The sequence below is a fragment of the Nonomuraea sp. KM88 genome, assembly GCF_052245635.1.
In the GTDB taxonomy this organism is placed as follows: Bacteria; Actinomycetota; Actinomycetes; order Streptosporangiales; family Streptosporangiaceae; genus Nonomuraea.
Map to the genome: position 1 here is coordinate 87,174 of NZ_JBQQCC010000005.1, position 19,612 is coordinate 106,785.

The window sequence follows — 19,612 nt, forward strand, 5'->3', positions numbered from 1 at the left end:
AGGCGGGATTAAAACAGTTTTCGCCCTTCTTGTCACCCATGGCCACAACTTTTCACCGGGCCCGGGTATCGGCACGTCCACGCGGCTATATCGTGCCCCAGACCGGCGTGCCGGGGTCGGGCGGAGGAAGGGTCTCGAGGATGGCCAGCACGCTCTCCCAGTCGGCCACCGCGACGCTGCCGGACATCGCCCGCAGCCGGGTGGCGATCTCCTGGTGCGCGGAGTGGAACACGTCGATGCCCTCCATGACCTGGCCGGTGACCGCTTCGTACCCCATGCCGCCGTCCTGGCCCTTGAAGAAGGTCACGCCCTCCTTGCCGTCGCCCCAGAAGTCGCCGATGGCGTCGAGTTCCTCCCCCATCAGCGTGACGAACGCGGCTAACTCGCCGGCCTCGATCTCGAACGCCTCCGCCGACGATTCGATCCCTGGTCGGTCGATCTCCATGTGGGTCCCTTCATTGCGCGGGTTTGTGAGCCATGGCGAAATACACCAGCGTCCTGCCGAGGGTCTCCTTCCAGGTGGGGACGAGCTCGGCGCCCGTCTCCCCGCTCAGGGCGTCGTACGTGGGGCCGTAGCCGATCGATCCGCCGGCCAGCCGGCTCAGGTAGTACTGCACGTCAGGGTTGGCGCTCACCCTCTTCACCAGGGGCGCCGCGGCGTCGAACACGCCGTAGAAGGCGACCGACGCGGCGAACTCCTTCATCGCGCGCGTCGCGTTCTCCTCGAACGACCCGACGTCCTCGCCCCGCAGCGCCTTGACCCCCGCCATCACCGACACGTCGCCGACCGCGAAGATGGCGCTGCCGAGGGAGTACTCCGTCAGCTTGCTCAGCACGATCCTGGCGATGCTGTGCTCCAGCAGCTTCGCCAGCATGCCCGCCTGCGCCCGGCGCATGAGGAACTGGGTGACCTGGTACGCCGCTCCCGCCTGCCAGGGAAAGGTGGCGATGTAGACGAAGCTGGCGAAGTTGGCCATGGCGAGCGTCTCGTACGTGCGCCGCGCCGCGTCGATCACGTCGGCGAACTCCTCGCAGGCCGCGGCGTTCTGCCGGCAGCGGCGGGCGAGCCTGGCGGCGTACCCCGCGCCCTCGTCCGCGGGATACAGATCGGCGGCGACGGCGCGCTTGTAGGCGTCCACCCCGTCGCCGCCGTTGCGCCGCCAGACGGCCTCGGCCGCGGGGAACGTGTGGCGCGGGCTCTGCTCGATGCGGTCGGCGAGCCGTCTCCAGACGCCGGCGGCCTGGCGGGCCTTGGCGGGATCCCCTTTCGGATAGTCGACGGCGAGCATCTGGAAGACGAAGCCGGCCAGTCCGAGGGTCCCGAAACCGAGGATGCCCGCGCGGCCGAAGTTGAACTTCAACGTCTGCGACCCCCGCGGGGGTCGTCCTGCATGCCGTCGTCCAGCGGTGTTCCGGCGAGGAACGGAGTCACCAGGTCGGCCGCCGCCTGCCCGGCGTCGCGCGCCGCCTCGCCCGCCGCCTCCAGGATGGCTTCGGCAAGCGCCTCCGAGCCGAGGCGCATGGCACGCGGGTCGATGGTGAGCCCAGTGAGCCCGCCGGTCTGTGAGGTCTCGGCGACCACGCGTCCCTGCGCCGCCTCGCCGCGGCCCTTGACCGCGGTGACCTGCTCGTTCAGCCGCTCCAGCGCCGCCACGTCCTCGTGGTAGCCCTTGAGCAGCCTTCCGAGCTCCTGATCTCCTGCTGCGTCGAGAGGCTCCGCCGGTGGTGTCATCCCCGTCTCCTGGCTCACAACCCTGCCCTGGCACGTCGCTGCTGTCATTGAAGATCTTCTACCTTATCCACAAACAAAGCCGGACATATATGGACGTCCCGGACCTTTTGCGTGGGCCGTCCGCCGGGCGGCGGCGCGTGAACCCCGGCGGGCGCGGTGCTTCGCCTATCCTGGTCGCCTACGCTGACCTTGGGAGACATCGCCGATGTCCATGGAGCTCGACCTCGTGCCCAGCGGCCTCGCGCGGGTCATCGACGAGCTGCCGCTGGTCGACCACCACGTGCACGGCGCCACCACCCGCGACCTGCCGCGCAGGGCGTTCGAGGAGATGATCGGCGAGTCCGACCGGCCGGTGCCCGAGTGGATGACCCGCTTCGACTCCCAGCTCGGTTACGCGATCCTGCGCCACTGCGCGCCCGTGCTCGGCCTCGCCCCGCACTGCGCGCCGGAGGAATACCTGGCCAGGCGGGCCAGGCTCGGCACCGGCGAGGTCAACCGGCTGCTGCTGACGGCCTGCGGCGCCGGGCACTTCCTCGTCGAGACCGGCTACCGCGGCGACGAGCTCCTCGGGCCGGCCGGCATGGCCGAGGCCAGCGGCTCGCCCGCCGACGAGGTGGTGCGGCTGGAGACCGTGGCCGAGCAGGTCGCCGCCGCCGGATGCGAGGCGGGCGCGTTCGCCGGCCGGTTCGCGGAGGCCCTGTGGGAGCGCGCCCGCACGGCGCGCGGGCTCAAGACCATCGTCGCCTACCGGCACGGCCTCGACTTCGACCCCGAGCCGCCCCCGGCGGCAGAGGTCGCCGAGGCCGCCGGGCGCTGGCTGGCCGGGGGAGGCGGGCGGCTGGACGATCCCGTGTTGCTGCGGCACCTGATCTGGGCCGGGCTCGACCGGGGGCTGCCCCTGCAGTTCCACATCGGCTACGGCGACCCCGACATCGACCTGCGCCGCTCCGACCCGCTGCTGCTGCGCGGCCTCATCGAGCGGGCCGAGCCCACCGGGGTGCCGCTGGTGCTGCTGCACTGCTACCCCTACCACCGGCACGCGGGGCTGCTGGCGGAGGCGTACCCGAACGTCTTCTTCGACGTGGGGCTCGGGGTCCCCCACACGGGGGCGCGGAGCACGGCGCTGGTGGCCGAGAGCCTCGAGGTGGCGCCGTTCTCGAAGGTGCTCTTCTCCTCCGACGCCTGGGGCCCGGCCGAACTGCACCTTCTCGGAGCCCTGTTGTGGCGGCGGGCGATGGCGCGCGTGCTCGGCGGGTTCGTGGCCGAGGGGGAGTGGTCGGCCGCCCAGGCGGCGCGGGTGGCCTCGATGATCGGCGTCGAGAACGCCCGCCGCGTCTACGACCTGGGCCCCGGCACGTGAACGGAGCACCGGACAGACAACGCGACCATGACGAAACCGCCGCGAAGCCTTAGGCTCGGCGGCGATGGACCTCGAAAGCTTCCGCCCCGGTTCCGGCCTGCTCGAACCCCGCGCGGCCCTCCGTTCCGACGCCCCCGCCATCGACCTCAACGGCACGTGGCGCTTCCGCCTCTCGCCCGTGGCCGGCGTCCCCGACGACTTCGCCCGGCCCGACTACGACGACGCCGGCTGGCACGACCTGCCCGTCCCCAGCCACTGGCCGCTGCACGGCCACGGCGCCCCCGCCTACACCAACGTCTCCTACCCGTTCCCCGTCGACCCGCCCCATGTGCCAGGGGAGAACCCCACGGGCGACTACCGCCGCGCGTTCGACCTACCCGAGGGGTGGACGGGCGGCCGCCTGCGGTTCGACGGCGCCGAATCCTTCGCCAGGGTCTGGCTCAACGGCCACGAGCTGGGCTTCTGGACCGGAAGCAGGGTGCCGGCCGAGTTCGACGCCGGCCCGTGGCTGCGGCCGGGACACAACGTGCTCGCCGTGCGCGTGCACCAGTGGTCGGCCGCGAGCTACCTGGAAGACCAGGACATGTGGTGGCTGCCGGGCATCTTCCGCGACGTCACGCTCACCCGCTCCACCGCCGACGTCTTCGTGCACGCGTCCTACGCCGACGGGCGCGGCACGCTCCGCTTCGACGGCGAGGGCACCCTGAGCGTCCCCGAACTCGGCGTCGCCGGGCTGGAGCCGGGCGCCGAGATCACGGTCGAGGCGGAGCCGTGGACGGCCGAGACCCCCCGCCTGTACGACGCCGTGCTGGCCTGTCCGGGCGAGGCCGTGCACCTGCGCGTCGGCTTCCGGACGATCTCCATCGCGGACGGCGTGCTCCTCGCCAACGGGCGCCCGCTGCTGCTCAAGGGCGTCAACCGGCACGAGTTCCACCCCCGGCACGGCCGCGCGGTCACCTACGAGACGATGCGCGAGGACGTGCTGCTGATGAAGCGGCACAACGTCAACGCCGTCAGGACCAGCCACTACCCGCCGCACCCCGCCTTCCTCGACCTGTGCGACGAGCTGGGCCTGTGGGTGATCGACGAGTGCGACCTCGAGACCCACGGATTCGGCCAGGTCGGCTGGTACGGCAACCCCACCGACGACCCCCGCTACGCCGACGCGCTGCTCGACCGCATGCGCCGCATGGTCGAACGCGACAAGAACCACCCCAGCGTCATCATGTGGTCGCTCGGCAACGAGGCGGGCGTCGGCAGGAATCTGGCCGTCATGTCCGCCTGGACCCGCGAGCGCGACCCGTCCCGCCCGCTGCACTACGAGGGCGACCGTTCCTGCGCGCACACCGACGTCTACTCGCGGATGTACGCCTCCCACGCCGAGGTCGAGGCCATCGGCCGTTACGAGGAGGAGGCGCTCGACGACCCCGGCCAGGACGCGCGGCGGCGGGCGATGCCGTTCCTGCAGTGCGAGTACGCCCACGCCATGGGCAACGGGCCCGGCGGGCTGGCCGAGTACCAGGAGTTGTTCGAGCGTTACCCGCGGCTGGCCGGCGGGTTCGTCTGGGAGTGGATCGACCACGGGCTCGAGCACCCCGACCACGAGTACGCCTACGGCGGCGACTACGGCGAGCCCGTGCACGACTCCAACTTCGTGATCGACGGGCTCGTGTTCCCCGACCGCACGCCGTCCCCCGGGCTGCTCGACCTGAAGAAGGTGTTCGAGCCGGTCCGGTTCGAGTTCGGCGACGGGGTCGTGCGCATCGTCAACGGACACGGCTTCCGGGACCTGTCCCACCTGGAGTTCGTCGCCTCGGTGGAGGTGGAGGGCGAGACCGTCGCCGAGCACCGGCTCGACGTGCCCGCCGGCGGCGGCGAGTGCAAGGTGCCCGGCGCGAGCGGCCCCGACGGCGAACGGTGGCTGACCGTGCGCGCCGTGCTCGCCCGCGACGAGCCGTGGGCGCGGGCCGGCCACGAGGTCGCGTGGGGGCAGGCGCTGCTCGTCCGGCATCCCGCCCGCTTCGAACGGCCGGCCGCGGCGCTCGTGCGCGGCGGCTCGGAGATCACCGCCGGCGACTGCGCGTTCGACGCCGCGTCGGGCCGGCTCGTCCGGCTCTTCGGGATCGACGTCGAAGGCCCGCGGCTCGACCTGTGGCGGCCGCCCACCGACAACGACAGGTACGGCGGGCTCGAAGGCGCCTGGCGCGGGCTCGGCCTGCACCGGCTCACGCACCGGGTCGACGCGGTCGAACAGGGCGACGAGCTGACCGTCCGCACCCGGGTCGCGCCCGCGGCCACCGACCACGGGATCCGGGCGACGTACCGGTGGACGTTCGACGGCGGGCTCCGGCTGCTCCTCGACATCGAGCCCACCGGCGACTGGAGCGACCCGATCCCGCGGCTCGGCGTCACCATGTCGCTGCCCCGCACCTTCGACCGGGTCACGTGGTTCGGGATGGGGCCCGGCGAGGCGTACCCGGACACCGGGCTGGCCGCCCGCGTGGGCCGCTGGTCGGCCACGATCGACGAGCTCCAGACGCCGTACGTCCAGCCGCAGGAGAACGGCCACCGCGCCGAGGTGCGGTGGGCCGACCTCGGCGGGTTCAGGATCACGGGGGATCCCGTGTTCGGGATGACGGCGCGCCCGTGGAGCAACGACGCGCTGACCCGCGCCCGCCACCGGCCCGACCTGGTGGCGGACGACCGCGTGCACCTCCACCTGGACCTCGCGCACCAGGGCATCGGCACCGCCACCTGCGGCCCCGGGGTGCTGCCCGCGTACGAGCTGCGGGCCCGCCGGTCGACGCTCCGGATCCGCTTCGACCGGACCTGACCCCGGCGGGCCGGGCCCCGCGCGCCGCGGGACCCGGCCCTGGCACCCGGACCCGACGACGGCAGGCCGGGCCGCCGTCGCCGCGCACCCGCGAGACCGTCCGGACCGGCCGAGCCTGACCAGGCTGACCGGTCCGGAGCGGGATCGTCAGCCGGGCACGGTGAGGATCGTGCCCGCGCCGACCGTCAGCCCGCCCTCGCGGATCGCGAAGCCGAGCCCGGGCTCCAGCGCCACCGCCTTGCCCAGCTCCACCGCCACCTCGACCGTGTCGCCCGGCTGCGCCGGCTCGGGCAGCGCCAGCTCGCCGGGCACGTCGGTCGTGCGCACGTAGAACTGCGGCCGGTACCCGGACACGACCGGCCTGCGCCGCCCGCCCTCCTCCGCGGTCAGGAGGTAGACGCGGGCGGTGAACGACGAGCGGGCCCGCTGGGTGCCCGGCGCGGCCAGCACCATCCCCCGCCGCACCTGCTCGCGGCGCACGCCGCGCAGCAGCACGGCGGCGTTGTCGCCGGCCTCGCCCCGCTCCATCGTCTTGCCGAACGTCTCCACGCCCGTGACGACGGCGCCGAACCCCTCGCCGAACCCGACGGCGTCCACCGCGTCGCCGACGCGCACTGCGCCACGCTCGATGGCGCCGGTGACGACCGTGCCGCGGCCGGTGACCGTCAGCACGTTCTCCACCGGCATGAGGAACGGCGCGTCGACGTAGCGCACCGGCACGGGGATGTGCTCGTCCACCGCCGTGAGCAGCGCGTCGACCGAAGCCGTCCAGACCGGGTCGCCCTCCAGCGCCCGCAGCCCGGACACCCGCACCATCGGGACGCCGTCGTAGCCCTGCCCGGTGAGCAGGTCCTGCAGCTCCAGCTCCACCAGGTCGAGCAGCTCCGGGTCGGCGCCGTCGGCCTTGTTGACGGCCACCACCAGGTGCTCGACGCCGACCCGCCTGGCGAGCAGCACGTGCTCCCTGGTCTGCGGCATGATCCCGTCGTGCGCGGACACGACGAGGATCGCGCCGTCGAGCTGCGCCGCCCCCGTGATCATGTTCTTCACGTAGTCGGCGTGCCCCGGCATGTCCACGTGCGCGTAGTGCCTGGTGGCGGTCTCGTACTCGACGTGCGAGATGTTGATCGTGATCCCCCTGGAGGCCTCCTCCGGGGTCCTGTCGATCCGCTCGAACGGCGTGAACGTCGCCTGCCCCCGCGCGGCGAGCACCTTGGTGATCGCGGCGGTCAGCGTGGTCTTGCCGTGGTCGACGTGGCCCATCGTGCCGATGTTGAGGTGCGGCTTGTTGCGCATATAGGCCTGCTTGGCCATGATTCCCTCTCTTGAGACTCCCGAGCTTCGTGACCCGTCAGGGCCGGTCGACCTCCCCCCGCCGGGTCACTTCAGGACGAACGGGAAGAGGTCAGCGCTCCAGGCCGTCGCAGGCACGCTCGAACGCGCCCGCCGGCAGGGCGGGCGTCGCCAGGTGAGCGCGCGGGAACATGCGGAACATAGTGCGTGGATCAGCACGGGACCGCAACACATTATTCCCGTGCGCCCGTCGGCACCGGCCCGGCCGTCGTGGACCGCCGCCGGGATCCCGGACGGGACCCTCTGCTTGGGGCCCGGGCACAACTGAACCCCCGCCGTTCGTCGGATAGTCCGAAGAAGGGGGAATGGTGCTGCTCTACGGTTCGGATATGGCGCGACTCACCCTGGATGATCTCTACCGCTTCGCGATCCCCTCCGATCCCTGCCTGCGCCCCGACGGCGGCGCGGTCGCGTACACGCTGACCACCGTCGACCGGGACGCCGACGAGAACCGCACGGAGATCTGGCTCGCCGCTCCCGGCGCCCCTCCGCGTAGGCTGGCCGGCGGGAGCGCGGCCCGGTGGTCGCCGGACGGGCGGACGCTGGCGTTCCTGCGGCCCGTGGACGGCAGGCCGCAGATCCACCTGCTCCCCATGGACGGCGGCGAGCCGGCCCTGCTCACCTCGGCGGCGCTGGGAGCGGGGGCGCCGCGGTGGTCGCCGGACGGCACCCGCATCGCGTTCAGCGCTCCGGTGGGGCCCGGCGGGCAGGCCCCCGATCCGGACGCGCCCGTGGTGACCGACCGGCTGGAGTACAAGGCGGACGGCACGGGGCTGCTGCGCGGGATGAGCGCGCACCTGTTCGTGGTGGACGTGGCGAGCGGGGAGACGGTCCAGGTCACCGAGGGTGACTTCTTCGCGGGGGAGCCGTCGTGGGAGCCCGGCGGGACGCGGCTGGCGTTCGTCGCGAACATGGAGGCCGACCGCGACCTGGAGGCGGGCGGCGCCGTCCACACCGTGGCGCCCGGCGAGAAGCCGCAGCGGCTGACCGGTCCCGAGCTCGTCTGCACCGGCGTGTGGTGGCCGGGCGAGCGGCTGGTCGTCACCGGCGTGAAGGGCGGCCCGGTCGGGCACGTACGGCTCTTCACGCTCACCCCCGGCGGTGTGCCCGAGGAGGTGGCGACGGGGCTGGACCGCAACGTCATGACCGGCGCCCCCGGTTACCCCGGCGCGGCCCCCGCGCCGCTCACCGATGACGGCGACGACCTGATGTTCTGCGTGCGCGACCGCGGCAGCTCCCACCTCTACCGCGCCACCGGCGAGCGGCTGGTGCCCGAGGAGGCGAGCGTGTCGGGGGCGAGCGTGGCGGCCGGCCGGATCGCGTACGTGGCCGCGACCCCGCACAGCGCCGGCGACGTCTACCTCGGCCGGCCGGGGGAGACCCCGGAGCGGCTCACCGACCACGCGCTCGACGGGGTCGACCTGTTCACTCCGGCCCGGCGCACGTTCACCGCCCCCGACGGCACCCTCGTCGAGGGTTTCGTGCTCCGGGACGAGAACGCCGCCGCCCCCGGCCCGCTGCTGCTCGACGTGCACGGCGGCCCGCACAACGCCTGGGCCCCCGTGCTCGACGGCTTCCACCTCTACCACCAGGCCCTCGCGGCCAGGGGCTGGACGGTGCTCGCGCTCAACCCGCGCGCCAGCGACGGTTACGGCGAGGACTTCTACACCGCCGCCGTCGGCGCGTGGGGGCTGGCCGACGCCCAGGACTTCCTCGCCGCCGTCGACGCTCTGATCGAGGAGAACGTCGCCGACCCCGACCGGCTGGCCGTCACCGGCTACAGCTACGGCGGCTACATGACGTGCTGGCTGACGGGCCACACCGGCCGCTTCAAGGCCGCGATCCCGGGCGGGTGCGTGAGCGACCTGACCAGCCTGGCCGGCACCTCGGACCTCGGCCACGTGATGAAGGTGCACGAATGGGCCGGTGACCTCGCCGCCCAGTCGCCGATCACGTACGTGTCCGAGGTCGGCACGCCCACGCTCCTCCTGCACGGCGAGAGCGACGACCGCTGCCCGGTCGGCCAGTCGGAGCAGTGGTTCGCCGCGCTGCGCGAGCGGCGCGTGCCCGTGCGGCTGGTGCGTTACCCCGGCGCCAGCCACCTGTTCATCCTGAACGGCCGGCCCTCACACCGGTACGACTACAACGAAAGGATCATCACGTGGCTGGAGCAATGGGTCAGCGGCTCCCCGAGCTGATCGCCCAGTACGAGGTGCCCGGCGCGGCGCTGGCGTACCTGCACGAGGGAGAGCTGCACGAGTTCGCCGCGGGCACGCTCAACACCGCCACCGGCGTCGAGGCGACCCCGGACGCGCTCTACCAGATCGGCTCGGTCACCAAGGTGTGGACCGCCACCCTGCTCATGCGGCTGATCGAGCGGGGCCGCCTGACGCTGGACACGGCGGTGGCGGAGGTGCTGCCGGAGTTCAAGGTCGCCGACGCCGAGGTCACCAAGACCGTCACCATCAGGCACCTGCTCTCCCACACCAGCGGCATCGACGGCGACCTGTTCCTCGACACCGGCCGCGGTGACGACTGCGTCGAGAAGTACGTCGAGGCGTGCGCCGACCTGACCCAGAACCACCCGCTCGGCGTCACCCAGTCCTACTGCAACTCCGGGTTCGTCATCGCGGGCCGCGTCGTGGAGCGGCTGACCGGCGACCGCTGGGACGACGCGCTCAGGAAGGAGATCGTCGAGCCGCTCGGCCTCACCCACACCTGGACCCTGCCCGAGGACGTGCTGCGCTTCCGCGCCGCGATGGGCCACGTGGACGGCGGGGCGCCGGCTCCGGCGTGGGGGCTCATGCGCTCGGCAGGTCCGGCCGGGCTGATCTGCGCCCGCCCCGCCGACGTGGTCGCCTTCGCCCAGGCCCACCTGCGCACGGCCGGGGAGGGCGGGCTGCTCGACGACCCGCGGGCCATGTGGGAGCCGCAGATCGACATCCCCAACCCGCACACCCTCGGCAAGCAATGGGGCATCGGCTGGATCCTGGACGAGTGGGACGGGCAACGCGTCATCTCCCACGGCGGCAACACCATCGGCCAGCACGCCATGCTTTGGGCCGTGCCCGGCACCGGCACCATCGCGTGCGTCACCGCCAACGGCGGCCACTCGGGCCCCTTCGCCCGCGCCGTGGCCGCGGAGCTGTTCGCCGAGCTCGACGGTCTCACCGTGCCTCGGCAGCCGGAGCCGCCCGAGCAGGACGCGGACGTGGACGTGGGCGGGGACGCCTCCCGCCACACCGGCGTCTACGAGCGGGTGGGCGCCCGCATCACGGTGTCGTCGCGCGACGGAAGACCCTGGCTGCGGTACGAGGCCACGGGAGCGCTGGCCGCCCTGCAGAAGGAGCCGGAGGAGTGCGAGCTGGTGCCCGTGGACGACGTCACGTTCGTCTGCCGGATGGCCGGCTCGCCCGACTGGACGTCCGTCGTGTTCTACGAGCTGCCCGACGGCTCCCCGTACGTGCACATGGGCGCCCGCGCCACCCCGAAGACCGGCTGAGGGGCGGCGTGGACCTGCGGGACGGGCCGGGCGAGGCGGCCCGCGCGCGCGGCGTGCCCGGGTGAACTCCGTTTTCGTGGATTATCGTGATCGGATGAGGAATCGTCCGCGTGCCAGTCTCGGGCGCATCCTCCAGGATCTCGGCACCACGCTGCTCGACGTCGCCGCGTCACCCGGTGACCTCGACACCGAGGTCACCGGCGTGCACGTCTACGACCCGCTCGACGAGCTGATCGTCCCGCCCGGCGGGATCCTGCTGGCCGTCGGCGTCCAGCGCGCGGACGACATCTGCGCCCTGATCGAGCGGGCCGGGCAGGCCGCCGGCGTCGTCGTCAAGCTGCCCGTCGACGTGGACGAGCGGGTGCGGGCCGTGGTGCTGGAGACCGGCGTGGCCGTGCTCGGGCTCACCAGGGCGGCCTCCTGGTCGCAGGTGGCCGCGCTGCTGCGCTCGCTGCTGGCCGAGGGCGACCTGGCCGAGCCGGGGGAGGGACCGCCGGACGACCTGTTCTCCCTGGCCAACGCCGTCTGCGCGCTGCTGGACGCGCCCGTCACGATCGAGGACAGGTCGTCGCGGGTGCTCGCCTACTCCGGCCGCCAGGAGGAGGCCGACCAGGGCCGCGTCGAGACCGTGCTCGGCCGCCAGGTCCCCGACCGCTACCTGCGCATGCTCGACGAACGCGGCTTCTTCAAGCAGCTCTACCAGAGCCGCGAGCCCGTCTACATGGAGCTCGACGACGAGAACGTCATCAACCGGGTCGCCGTCGCGGTCCGCACCGGCGACGAGATCCTCGGGTCCATCTGGGTGGCCGTGCACGAGCCGCTCAGCGAGCAGCGGCAGCGCGCGCTCGCCGACGCCGCCAAGATCGTGGCGCTGCAGCTGCTGCGCGAGCGGGCCGGGGCCGACACCCGGCGGCGGCTCCGCGCCGACCTGCTGTCCACCGTGCTGGCCGGCGGCACCGACGCGGCCGAGGCGGCCGAGCGGCTCGGCATCGCCACCACCCGCCTGTGCGTGCTGGCCGCCCAGCTGACCGGCGACTCCGCCGCCGACCCGGCACGCGGCGAGAGCGACCGGCAGCGCTTCTGCGACGCGCTCGCGCTGCACGTCGGCGCCATCCATCCCAAGGCCGCCGCCGCGCTCGTCGGCTCCGTCGCGTACGCGGTGCTGCCCCTGCAGCCGGGCGGGTCCGACAGCAGCGGGGAGGAGGCCCGGGCCGTACGCGTGGCCGAGAGCTTCCTGGCCAGGGTCGGGCCCCGGCACGCCGCCAACATCGGCGCGGGCCGCCTGGCGCCCAACCTGGCGCACGTCGCCAGGTCGCGCGCGGACGCCGACCGCGCGCTGCGCGTGCTGCGCGCCCGCGGCGTCACCGGCCAGGTCGCCGGATACACTTCCGTGCACTTCGAAGCGCTGCTCCTCCAGGTCGCCGACGTGGCCGCCGCGGAGGAGCAGACGCCCACCGGCCCCTACCAGCGGCTGCTCGACCACGACGCGGAGCACGGCACCGAGCTGACCGCCACGCTGCGGGCGTACCTGGACGCGTTCGGCGACGTCAACGCCGCCTGCGCCCGGGTCCACGTGCACGCCAACACCTTCCGCTACCGGCTCAAGCGTCTCGTCGAGATCAGCGGCCTCGACCTGTCGGACCCCGACGCCCGGCTCACGGTGATGTTGCAGATGCGGATCTTCGGCCGCTAGCACGAGGCCGCCCGGCTTTTTCGTCACCCGGCACGAAGCACCGGGCCCGGCGAGGGGCGAAGGTGGTGCACACCCCCCACGCCCGACGGGAGTCCCCATGAGAAAACCGGCAGCTGCGGCTCTCACCTCGCTCGCCCTGCTCGCGGCCGCCTGCGGAGGAACCGGCGGTGCCAGTGACGGTGCCGGTGACGGCGCCGGTGCCGGCGCGCCGGTCAGGGACGGCACGTTCACCTACGCCATCTCGGCCGACCCCGGCGGCCTCGACCCCGCCATGGGCGTGCTCTCCATCACGAACACCACGCTCTCGCTCGCGTACGACACGCTCGTCACCGCCTCCGACGACGGCAAGATCGTGCCCAGGCTGGCCGAGAAGTGGGAGGTCGAGCCCGACAGGGCCACGTTCACCCTGCGCAAGGGCGTCACCTGCTCCGACGGCTCTCCGCTGACCGCCTCCGACGTCGCCGACAGCGTCAACCACATCACCGACCCCGCCACGAAGTCGCCCATCTACGGTGTGCTGGTGCCCACCGGGATGAAGGCCGCCGCGGACGACGCGGCGGGCACGGTGACGTTGTCCATGCCGGAGCCGTTCAGCTTCATCCTGGAGAGCGCCCGGTCGCTGTTCATCGTGTGCGGCAAGGGCGTCAAGGACCGCTCGCTGCTGGCCCGCGGGACCTCCGGCTCCGGCCCGTACCGGCTGACCGAGGCGGTGCCCAGCGACCACTACACGTTCAAAGTACGCAGGGAGTACGCCTGGGGCCCGGGTGGCGCGACGGCCGCCGACCTGCCCGAGACCGTCGTGCTCAAGGTCGTGCCGAACGAGCAGACCGCCGCCAACCTGCTCGTCTCGGGCACCATCAACGGCGCGACCGTCTACGGCCCCGACCGGGCCCGCCTGGAGGCCACGCCGGGCGTGGTCAAGAAGGTCGTCCCCTTCACCAACGGCCAGTACTTCTACCACCAGGGCGACGACAGGCCCGCGCACGACCCGGACGTGCGCAGGGCGCTCACCCAGGCCGTCAACCTCAAGGAGCTGGCCGGCATCGCCTCCAGCGGCACCGGCAGGCCGGCCACGGGGCTCGTCATGGAGCCGCGTCCCTGCAAGGGCGACTCGGTCACCGGGCACGTCCCCGCCCACGACGCCGCGGCCGCCGCGGCCGCCCTGGACGCGGCCGGCTGGAAGGCGGGGCCCGACGGGGTCCGGGTCAAGGACGGCAAGCGGCTGACGCTGCGGGTGATGTACGCCACCACGCGCGGGGCCGGGGTGCAGGCCGCGGTCGAGTATCTGGGCCAGGCCTGGCGCAAGGCGGGCGCCGAGGTGAAGCTGAACGGCATCATCGACGCCAAGCTGTCGGAGTCGCTCAACGCCACGCAGGACTGGGACGTCGTCTGGCTCCCGATCGGGGTCACCCTGCCCTCCCAGCTCATCGGCTTCCTGTCCGGCCCGGCCGCGCCCAAGGGGGCCAACTTCGCCCACCTGGACAACAAGCGCTACGAGTCGCTCATCGCCGAGGCCGGGCAGTTGCCGTCGGCCGAGGGCTGCGGCCAATGGCTCGAGGCGGAGTCCGCCCTGTTCGAGGCCGCCGACCTGGTGCCGGTGGTGGAGAACACGGTGCTGCACGCGGCCAAGGGGGCGACGTACGACATGCAGGCGGGAGAGTTCGTGCCCACCTCGATCAGGCTCACCCAGGGAGGCTGAGTGCGCGACACCAGCGGTCTCGAGACGCCCGGGACCGTCACCGACCCGCCGCTCTCCCCGCCCGGCCCTCCTCCGGGCCGCGCACCCGAGGCGGCCGGGAAAGGGGCCGGGCGGCGCAGGGCTCGGGTCGCGGTGCGGCGGGCGGTGCGGTTCGCCGTGTCGCTGGCCGTGCTGCTGGCCGCCTCCTTCGCGATGATCCACCTCATCCCCGGCGATCCCGTGCGCACGGCGCTCGGGCCGACCGCGCCGGTGGAGCTGGTGGAGGCGCGCAGGGCGGCGCTCGGCCTCGACCGCCCGCTCCCGGAGCAGTTCGTGACCTACGCGACCAACGTCCTGTCAGGAAATTTCGGGACTTCGTTCATCACCAGCGAGCCCGTCGGCGAGGTCATCGCCGCCCGGCTCCCCAACACCCTCGCCCTCGCCCTCCTCGCCACCCTCCTCGCCCTGCTTGCGGGCGTCCCGCTCGGCATGTGGGCGGCCGTCCGCACCCAGAACGGCCGCAACCGCGGCTCCGAGCTGACCTTCGGCTCCGTCACCGGCACCGCCGTGGCCGTCCCCGAGTTCCTGTACGCGATCGGCCTCGTGTCCGCCTTCGCCATCGGCCTCGGCTGGTTCCCGCCCGCCGGCAAGGCCGGGCCGATCACGTACGTGCTGCCCGTCCTCGCCCTCGCGGCCGGCCCCGTCGCCATGATCGCCCGCATCGCCCGCGTGGAGACCCTGCGCGAGCTGGGCAAGGACTACGTGCGCCTGGCCAGGGCCAAGCGCCTGCCCGCGCGCCGGCTGCACCTGCGGCACGTGCTGCCCAACACGCTCACCGCGACCCTGACCGTGTGCGGGCTGCTGCTGACCTCGCTCATCGCCGGGAGCGTGCTCGTCGAGTACGTCTTCGCCTGGCCAGGGCTCGGGCTGAAGATCGTCGAGTCGATCACGCAGAAGGACTACCCGGTCGCCCAGGGCGTGATCCTCGTCTACGGCGCGATCGTGCTGGTCGTGAACCTGGCCGTCGACCTCCTGCTCGGCGCCCTCGACCCCACCTCTGAGATCAGGGAGCAGTCCTGATGTCCGTCCGATGGAGCGGCCCCGCCGTGGCCGGAGCCGTGATCGTCGCGCTCATGGCGGCGCTCGCCGTCGCCGGCCCGATCATCTGGGGCGAGGCCGCCGAGCGCATCGACGCCGGCGCCATCCTCCAGGGCGCCTCGGCCGAGCACCCGCTCGGCACCGACAACCTCGGCCGCGACCTGCTGGCCAGGGTGCTGGTCGCGGGGCGGTTCTCGCTGGCGCTGGCGCTGGCCGCCACCCTCATCGGCGCCGTCGCCGGCATCCTGCTCGGCACGCTCCCGTCCGTGCTGCCCAGACGCGCGGCCCGGCTGGCCACCGGCACGGTCAACGCGCTGGTGGCCTTTCCCGGGTTGTTGCTGGCCATGTTCACCGCGGTCGTCGCCGGCCTCGGCGCGCGCGGCGCGGTGCTCGGCATCGGCGCCGCCATCGCGCCGGGCTTCGCCCGGCTCACCCAGACGCTGGCCGCCACGGTCGCCGGCGCCGACTACGTCTCCGCCGCCCGCATGCTCGGCGTGCCCCGCCGCCGCATCCTCGCCCGGCACGTGCTGCCCAACATCGCCGAGCCGCTCATCCTCAACCTCACCCAGGCGCTCGGCGGCGCCCTGCTCGGCCTGGCCGGCATGTCGTTCCTGGGGCTCGGCGTGCAACCACCCTCGTTCGACTGGGGCCGGCTGCTGTTCGACGGGTTCTCGCGGATCTACGTGACGCCCGAGGTCGCGCTCGGCCCCGCCGCCGCCGTCGCGCTCGCCGGCATCGGCTTCAACCTGCTGGGGGACGCCCTGGCCAGGGCCGCCGCGCGCACGACCGTACGCAGGGCCGAGGAGCCGCCGGCGCCGCCGCCCGAGCCGGGAGAGCCGGACCCCGGCGCCGTGCTGGACGTGCGGGACCTGACCGTCACCTTTCCCGGAGGCGCGACCCCCGTGCGGGGCCTGTCGCTGACCGTCGCGCCCGGAGAGGTCGTCGGGCTCGTGGGCGAGTCCGGCAGCGGCAAGAGCCTGACCGCCGCCGCCGTCGGCGGGCTCGTCCCCTACCCGGGGAAGGTCACCCACAGCCGGCTGCACCTGGGGGGCAAGGACGTCGCCACGCTGTCGGACAAGGAGCTCGGCACCTCGCTCGCGATGGTCTTCCAGGACCCGCTCGCCGCGCTCAACCCCGCGCTCAGGGTCGGCGGCCAGCTCGCCGAGGTCGCCGTCGTGCACGAGGGCGCGAGCCGGGCCGAGGCCCGCCGGCGCGCCGTCGACCGGCTCGGCCAGGTGCACCTGCCCGAGCCGGAACGGCGCGCCGCCCAGCACCCGCACGAGCTGTCGGGCGGCATGCGGCAGCGCGCTGTGATCGCCATGGGCCTGATGGGCACGCCCCGCCTGATCATCGCCGACGAGCCCACGACCGCGCTCGACGTGACCGTGCAGCGGCAGATCCTGCGGCTGCTGCGCGAGGTCGTGGAGGAGACCGGCGCGGCCACGCTGTTCATCTCGCACGACATCGCCGTCGTGGGCCAGCTGTGCGACCGCGTCGTCGTCATGTACGCCGGCCGCGTCGTCGAGGAACTGCCCGCCGACCGGCTCGCCGAGGGGGCCGCCCACCCCTACACCAGGGCGCTGATCGCCTCCCTGCCCGACCTGGACACCGACAGGAGCAAGCCGCTGGCCGGCATCCCCGGCACGCAGCCCGCGCCCGACCAGGTCGGTCCCGGCTGCGCCTTCGCCCCCCGCTGCTCCCTGGCCACCGGGCGGTGCGCCACGCAGCGCCCGGAACTCGTCGCGCACGGTCCCCGCCGGCGGGTCGCGTGCTGGGAGGTCTCATGATCATCAAGAACCTGACCGTGCGCTTCGGCGGCTTCACCGCCGTCGACGACGTCACGCTGGAGATCCCCGACGGCCGTGTCGTCGGGCTCGTCGGCGAGTCGGGATCCGGCAAGTCGTCGCTGGCCAGGGCCGTCTGCGGGCTCGTGCCGTACACGGGGAGCATCGAGGGCGCCCGCCGCGTGCAGATGGTGTTCCAGGACCCGTACGCGTCGCTGAACCCCCGCATGACCGTCGGCGACACGGTCGCTGAGGGCATCAGGGGCCCTCACCGTGACAGCGAGGTGAAGCGGCTGCTCGACCTCGTGCGGCTGCCCGCGGAGGTGGCCGGCCGCTATCCCCGCGAGCTGTCCGGCGGGCAGCGGCAGCGCGTCGCGATCGCCCGCGCCCTCGGCGGCGACCCCGGCCTGCTCGTCGCCGACGAGATCACCAGCTCGCTCGACGTGTCGGTGCAGGGCGCGGTGCTCAACCTCGTCCGCGGGCTCCGCGACGAGCTGGGCCTGCCGATGTTGTTCATCTCGCACAACCTGGCCGTGGTCAGGTACGTCGCCGACGTGGTCGCCGTCATGCACCAGGGCCGGCTGGTCGAGGCGGGCCCCGCAGAGCAGGTCGTCGGCGAGCCCGCGCACGACTACACGCGCGCCCTCCTGGCCGCGGTGCCCCGCCTCAGAGGGTGATCCACTCCGTGGCCGTGGTCACCTCGTCGAGCACGGCCGGGATCGGCTCGACGCCGAGACCCGGCCCGGCCGGCACCTCGAGGTGCCCGTCCGCCAGCTCGAACGGTTCGGTGATGTCGGTCGCGTAGTAGCGGCGCGATCCCGAGGTGTCACCCGGCAGGGTGAACCCGGGCAGCGCCGCCAGCGCCACGTTCGCCGCCCGGCCGAGCCCGGTCTCCAGCATGCCGCCGCACCACACCGCCACGCCGTTGGCCCGGCAGAGGTCGTGGATGCGCCGCGCCTCCAGATAGCCGCCGATCCGGCCCGGCTTGACGTTGATGATCGAGCACGAGCCGAGCGTGATCGCCGCCGCGGCGTGCTCGGCCGACTCGATCGACTCGTCCAGGCAGATCGGCGTCGCGAGCTGCTCGGCCAGCTTGGCGTGCTGCACCAGGTCGTCGTTGGCCAGCGGCTGCTCGATCAGCAGCAGGTCGAACGCGTCGAGCCGGGCCAGCCGCCGGGCGTCGGTCAGGGAGTAGGCGGCGTTCGCGTCGACTTGGAGCAGCACGTCGCCGCCGAATCGCTCGCGCACCGCCCTGACCGGCTCGATGTCCCAGCCGGGCTCGATCTTCAGCTTGATGCGGACGTACCCCTCGTCCAGGTAGCCCGCCACCGCGTCGAGGAGCTGCGGGATCGAGTCCATGATGCCGACCGACACGCCGCACGGCACCCGGGTGCGCGACGCGCCGAGGAACCGGCCGAACGACTCGCCCGCCGCCCTCAGCTGCGCGTCCAGCACCGCCGTCTCCACCGCGGCCTTGGCCATGCGGTGACCCTTGATCGGCTCCAGGGCGCGGGCCACGCCCTGCGCGTCGACGTTCGGCGGCAACGCGGGCAGCAGGAAACGGCGGATCACCTCGGCCGCGCCGTCGACGTACTCGGAGGAATAGAGCGGCTCCGACATCGCCACGCACTCGCCCCAGCCCTCGGCGTCCGGCGTCACGACCCTGACCAGCAGGACGTCGCGGGACGTCTCGGTGCCGAACGAGGTGCGGAACGGCGCCACCAGCGGCATCGCGATCCGGCGCAGCTCAACTCCAGTGATCTTCACGCTTGCTCCACCACGTAGTAGGACTTACCGCAGAACCCCGTGACCGTGCGCCCCTCCGCCATCAGGCCACCCAGCACCTCGCGCACGGCGAGGCGCCACGCCTTGGCCGTTCCCGGGTCGCTGCCGCGCAACCCCTCGATGTCGGCGGGAACCGCGACCAGCACGGCTCCCGCCCCCGCCGGCCCCTGCACCGGCCCCTGCACCGGCCCCTGCACCGGCCGGCCGCCGTCGTCGGCCAGCGCGACCACCGCGCCCTCCGGCGCCGCGCTCTCGCCGGGCTCGCGCCGGGCCAGCGCCTCCACGTGCGGCGCGGTCAGCGGCCACACCGCGAGCAGCCGGTCGGACTCGTCGCCCTGGTTGATCGCGTCGCCCATGACGCCGTAGAAGCGCGGAAGGTACTCCTGGGGCCGCGCGCCCAGCTTCGCCAGGTTGAAGTGAGCGTTGCGGCGCACGAGCGGATCGTAGGTCCAGGTGATGCGCTCGATCCCGCGCTCCAGAGCCCAGCGGCGCTGGTGCAGCTTCAGCTCGAACCCGGCGCCGCGCCGCGTCGTGCCGGTGACGTGCGAGTGCAGCGCGCCTCCCGCGGCGAGGAACCCGACCGAGCCGCCCACCAGCCGGTCGCCCTCGAAGGCGCCGGCGACGTAGCCGCCCGCGTGCGACAGCGCCCGCATCAGCTCCATCGTGATGGGCGGGTCGCCGGGCCCGAAGTGCCAGATGTCCTCGAACAGGTCGTTGACCCGCTCGAACTCCGCCATCTCGTGGAGCTCCCTGACCTCGATCAACCTGCCGCTCCTCCTCGTGGACGCGTTCAC

At 73.3% G+C, this 19,612-nt stretch carries 15 protein-coding genes; 9 read left to right on the forward strand and 6 right to left on the reverse strand.

Translation table 11 applies throughout. The features are described 5' to 3' along the window. Nucleotides 1-85: 85 nt before the first annotated feature. Genes ACTWPV_RS17005 through ACTWPV_RS17015 form a run of 3 tightly spaced genes read right to left on the reverse strand, consistent with a single transcriptional unit; the run spans nt 86 to nt 1,732 of the window. Complete coding sequence (locus ACTWPV_RS17005; RefSeq protein WP_443152501.1) at nt 86-445, reverse strand: hypothetical protein; 360 nt, start codon at nt 443-445, stop codon at nt 86-88. Nucleotides 446-455: 10 nt separating this feature from the next. Further along, nucleotides 456-1,361: a WXG100-like domain-containing protein gene (locus ACTWPV_RS17010; protein WP_443152502.1), complete on the reverse strand. Its 906-nt coding sequence runs from the start codon at nt 1,359-1,361 to the stop codon at nt 456-458. After that, nucleotides 1,358-1,732: a YbaB/EbfC family nucleoid-associated protein gene (locus tag ACTWPV_RS17015; RefSeq protein ID WP_347644902.1), complete on the reverse strand. Its 375-nt coding sequence runs from the start codon at nt 1,730-1,732 to the stop codon at nt 1,358-1,360. Before ACTWPV_RS17015 ends, ACTWPV_RS17010 begins: the two co-directional genes overlap by 4 nt. A 205-nt stretch (nt 1,733-1,937) precedes the next feature. Between ACTWPV_RS17015 and ACTWPV_RS17020 the strand changes: the two genes are divergently transcribed. Together ACTWPV_RS17020 and ACTWPV_RS17025 are read left to right on the forward strand one after the other, a co-directional pair. Then, on the forward strand, nt 1,938-3,092 hold the full coding sequence (locus ACTWPV_RS17020) for an amidohydrolase family protein (protein ID WP_443152503.1): 1,155 nt from the start codon (nt 1,938-1,940) through the stop codon (nt 3,090-3,092). Nucleotides 3,093-3,156: 64 nt separating this feature from the next. Next, on the forward strand, nt 3,157-5,925 hold the full coding sequence (locus ACTWPV_RS17025) for a glycoside hydrolase family 2 TIM barrel-domain containing protein (protein WP_443152504.1): 2,769 nt from the start codon (nt 3,157-3,159) through the stop codon (nt 5,923-5,925). 147 nt (nt 5,926-6,072) lie between these two features. On the opposite strand, the gene tuf is transcribed toward ACTWPV_RS17025, so the two are convergent. After that, the gene (tuf, locus tag ACTWPV_RS17030) at nt 6,073-7,239 is read right to left on the reverse strand and encodes an elongation factor Tu (protein ID WP_443152505.1); all 1,167 of its coding nucleotides are present in this window, start codon (nt 7,237-7,239) and stop codon (nt 6,073-6,075) included. 368 nt (nt 7,240-7,607) lie between these two features. Here tuf and ACTWPV_RS17035 point away from each other — a divergent pair, with 368 nt between their 5' ends. From ACTWPV_RS17035 to ACTWPV_RS17065, 7 genes are all read left to right on the forward strand, one after another. Further along, entirely contained in the window at nt 7,608-9,476 is a 1,869-nt protein-coding gene (locus ACTWPV_RS17035) for a S9 family peptidase (protein WP_443152506.1), read from the forward strand. Then, nucleotides 9,440-10,780: a serine hydrolase domain-containing protein gene (locus ACTWPV_RS17040; protein ID WP_443152507.1), complete on the forward strand. Its 1,341-nt coding sequence runs from the start codon at nt 9,440-9,442 to the stop codon at nt 10,778-10,780. The genes ACTWPV_RS17035 and ACTWPV_RS17040 overlap by 37 nt, the downstream gene beginning before the upstream one ends. Before the next feature lie 94 nt (nt 10,781-10,874). Continuing rightward, complete coding sequence (locus tag ACTWPV_RS17045; RefSeq protein WP_347644910.1) at nt 10,875-12,473, forward strand: PucR family transcriptional regulator; 1,599 nt, start codon at nt 10,875-10,877, stop codon at nt 12,471-12,473. Nucleotides 12,474-12,570: 97 nt separating this feature from the next. After that, on the forward strand, nt 12,571-14,172 hold the full coding sequence (locus tag ACTWPV_RS17050; RefSeq protein WP_443152508.1) for an ABC transporter substrate-binding protein: 1,602 nt from the start codon (nt 12,571-12,573) through the stop codon (nt 14,170-14,172). After that, nucleotides 14,173-15,231 carry an ABC transporter permease gene (locus ACTWPV_RS17055; protein WP_347644912.1) on the forward strand — a complete coding sequence of 353 codons (1,059 nt, stop codon included), beginning with the start codon at nt 14,173-14,175 and terminating at the stop codon, nt 15,229-15,231. It begins immediately after the preceding gene. After that, on the forward strand, nt 15,231-17,036 hold the full coding sequence (locus ACTWPV_RS17060) for a dipeptide/oligopeptide/nickel ABC transporter permease/ATP-binding protein (RefSeq protein WP_443152509.1): 1,806 nt from the start codon (nt 15,231-15,233) through the stop codon (nt 17,034-17,036). Before ACTWPV_RS17055 ends, ACTWPV_RS17060 begins: the two co-directional genes overlap by 1 nt. Next, on the forward strand, nt 17,033-17,710 hold the full coding sequence (locus ACTWPV_RS17065; RefSeq protein WP_443152510.1) for an ABC transporter ATP-binding protein: 678 nt from the start codon (nt 17,033-17,035) through the stop codon (nt 17,708-17,710). The genes ACTWPV_RS17060 and ACTWPV_RS17065 overlap by 4 nt, the downstream gene beginning before the upstream one ends. Here the strand turns inward: ACTWPV_RS17065 and menC are convergent. Beyond that, a complete protein-coding gene (gene menC / locus ACTWPV_RS17070; RefSeq protein WP_443152511.1) occupies nt 17,700-18,800 on the reverse strand; it encodes an o-succinylbenzoate synthase in 1,101 nt (366 codons plus the stop codon). The two genes, ACTWPV_RS17065 and menC, sit on opposite strands and share 11 nt — an antisense overlap. Further along, nucleotides 18,797-19,582, reverse strand: a complete 786-nt coding sequence (locus tag ACTWPV_RS17075; RefSeq protein ID WP_443152512.1) for a GNAT family N-acetyltransferase — start codon at nt 19,580-19,582, stop codon at nt 18,797-18,799. The genes menC and ACTWPV_RS17075 overlap by 4 nt, the downstream gene beginning before the upstream one ends. Nucleotides 19,583-19,612 lie beyond the last annotated feature (30 nt).

What these genes read in the sequence shown, in the direction of transcription:
- ACTWPV_RS17005 (WP_443152501.1), bottom strand. Translation starts at nt 445, where the DNA reads ATGGAGATCGACCGACCAGGGATCGAATCGTCGGCGGAGGCGTTCGAG.
- ACTWPV_RS17015 (WP_347644902.1), bottom strand. Translation starts at nt 1,732, where the DNA reads ATGACACCACCGGCGGAGCCTCTCGACGCAGCAGGAGATCAGGAGCTC.
- ACTWPV_RS17020 (WP_443152503.1), top strand. Translation starts at nt 1,938, where the DNA reads ATGTCCATGGAGCTCGACCTCGTGCCCAGCGGCCTCGCGCGGGTCATC.
- ACTWPV_RS17025 (WP_443152504.1), top strand. Translation starts at nt 3,157, where the DNA reads ATGGACCTCGAAAGCTTCCGCCCCGGTTCCGGCCTGCTCGAACCCCGC.
- tuf (WP_443152505.1), bottom strand. Translation starts at nt 7,239, where the DNA reads ATGGCCAAGCAGGCCTATATGCGCAACAAGCCGCACCTCAACATCGGC.
- ACTWPV_RS17035 (WP_443152506.1), top strand. Translation starts at nt 7,608, where the DNA reads ATGGCGCGACTCACCCTGGATGATCTCTACCGCTTCGCGATCCCCTCC.
- ACTWPV_RS17045 (WP_347644910.1), top strand. Translation starts at nt 10,875, where the DNA reads ATGAGGAATCGTCCGCGTGCCAGTCTCGGGCGCATCCTCCAGGATCTC.
- ACTWPV_RS17050 (WP_443152508.1), top strand. Translation starts at nt 12,571, where the DNA reads ATGAGAAAACCGGCAGCTGCGGCTCTCACCTCGCTCGCCCTGCTCGCG.
- ACTWPV_RS17060 (WP_443152509.1), top strand. Translation starts at nt 15,231, where the DNA reads ATGTCCGTCCGATGGAGCGGCCCCGCCGTGGCCGGAGCCGTGATCGTC.
- ACTWPV_RS17065 (WP_443152510.1), top strand. Translation starts at nt 17,033, where the DNA reads ATGATCATCAAGAACCTGACCGTGCGCTTCGGCGGCTTCACCGCCGTC.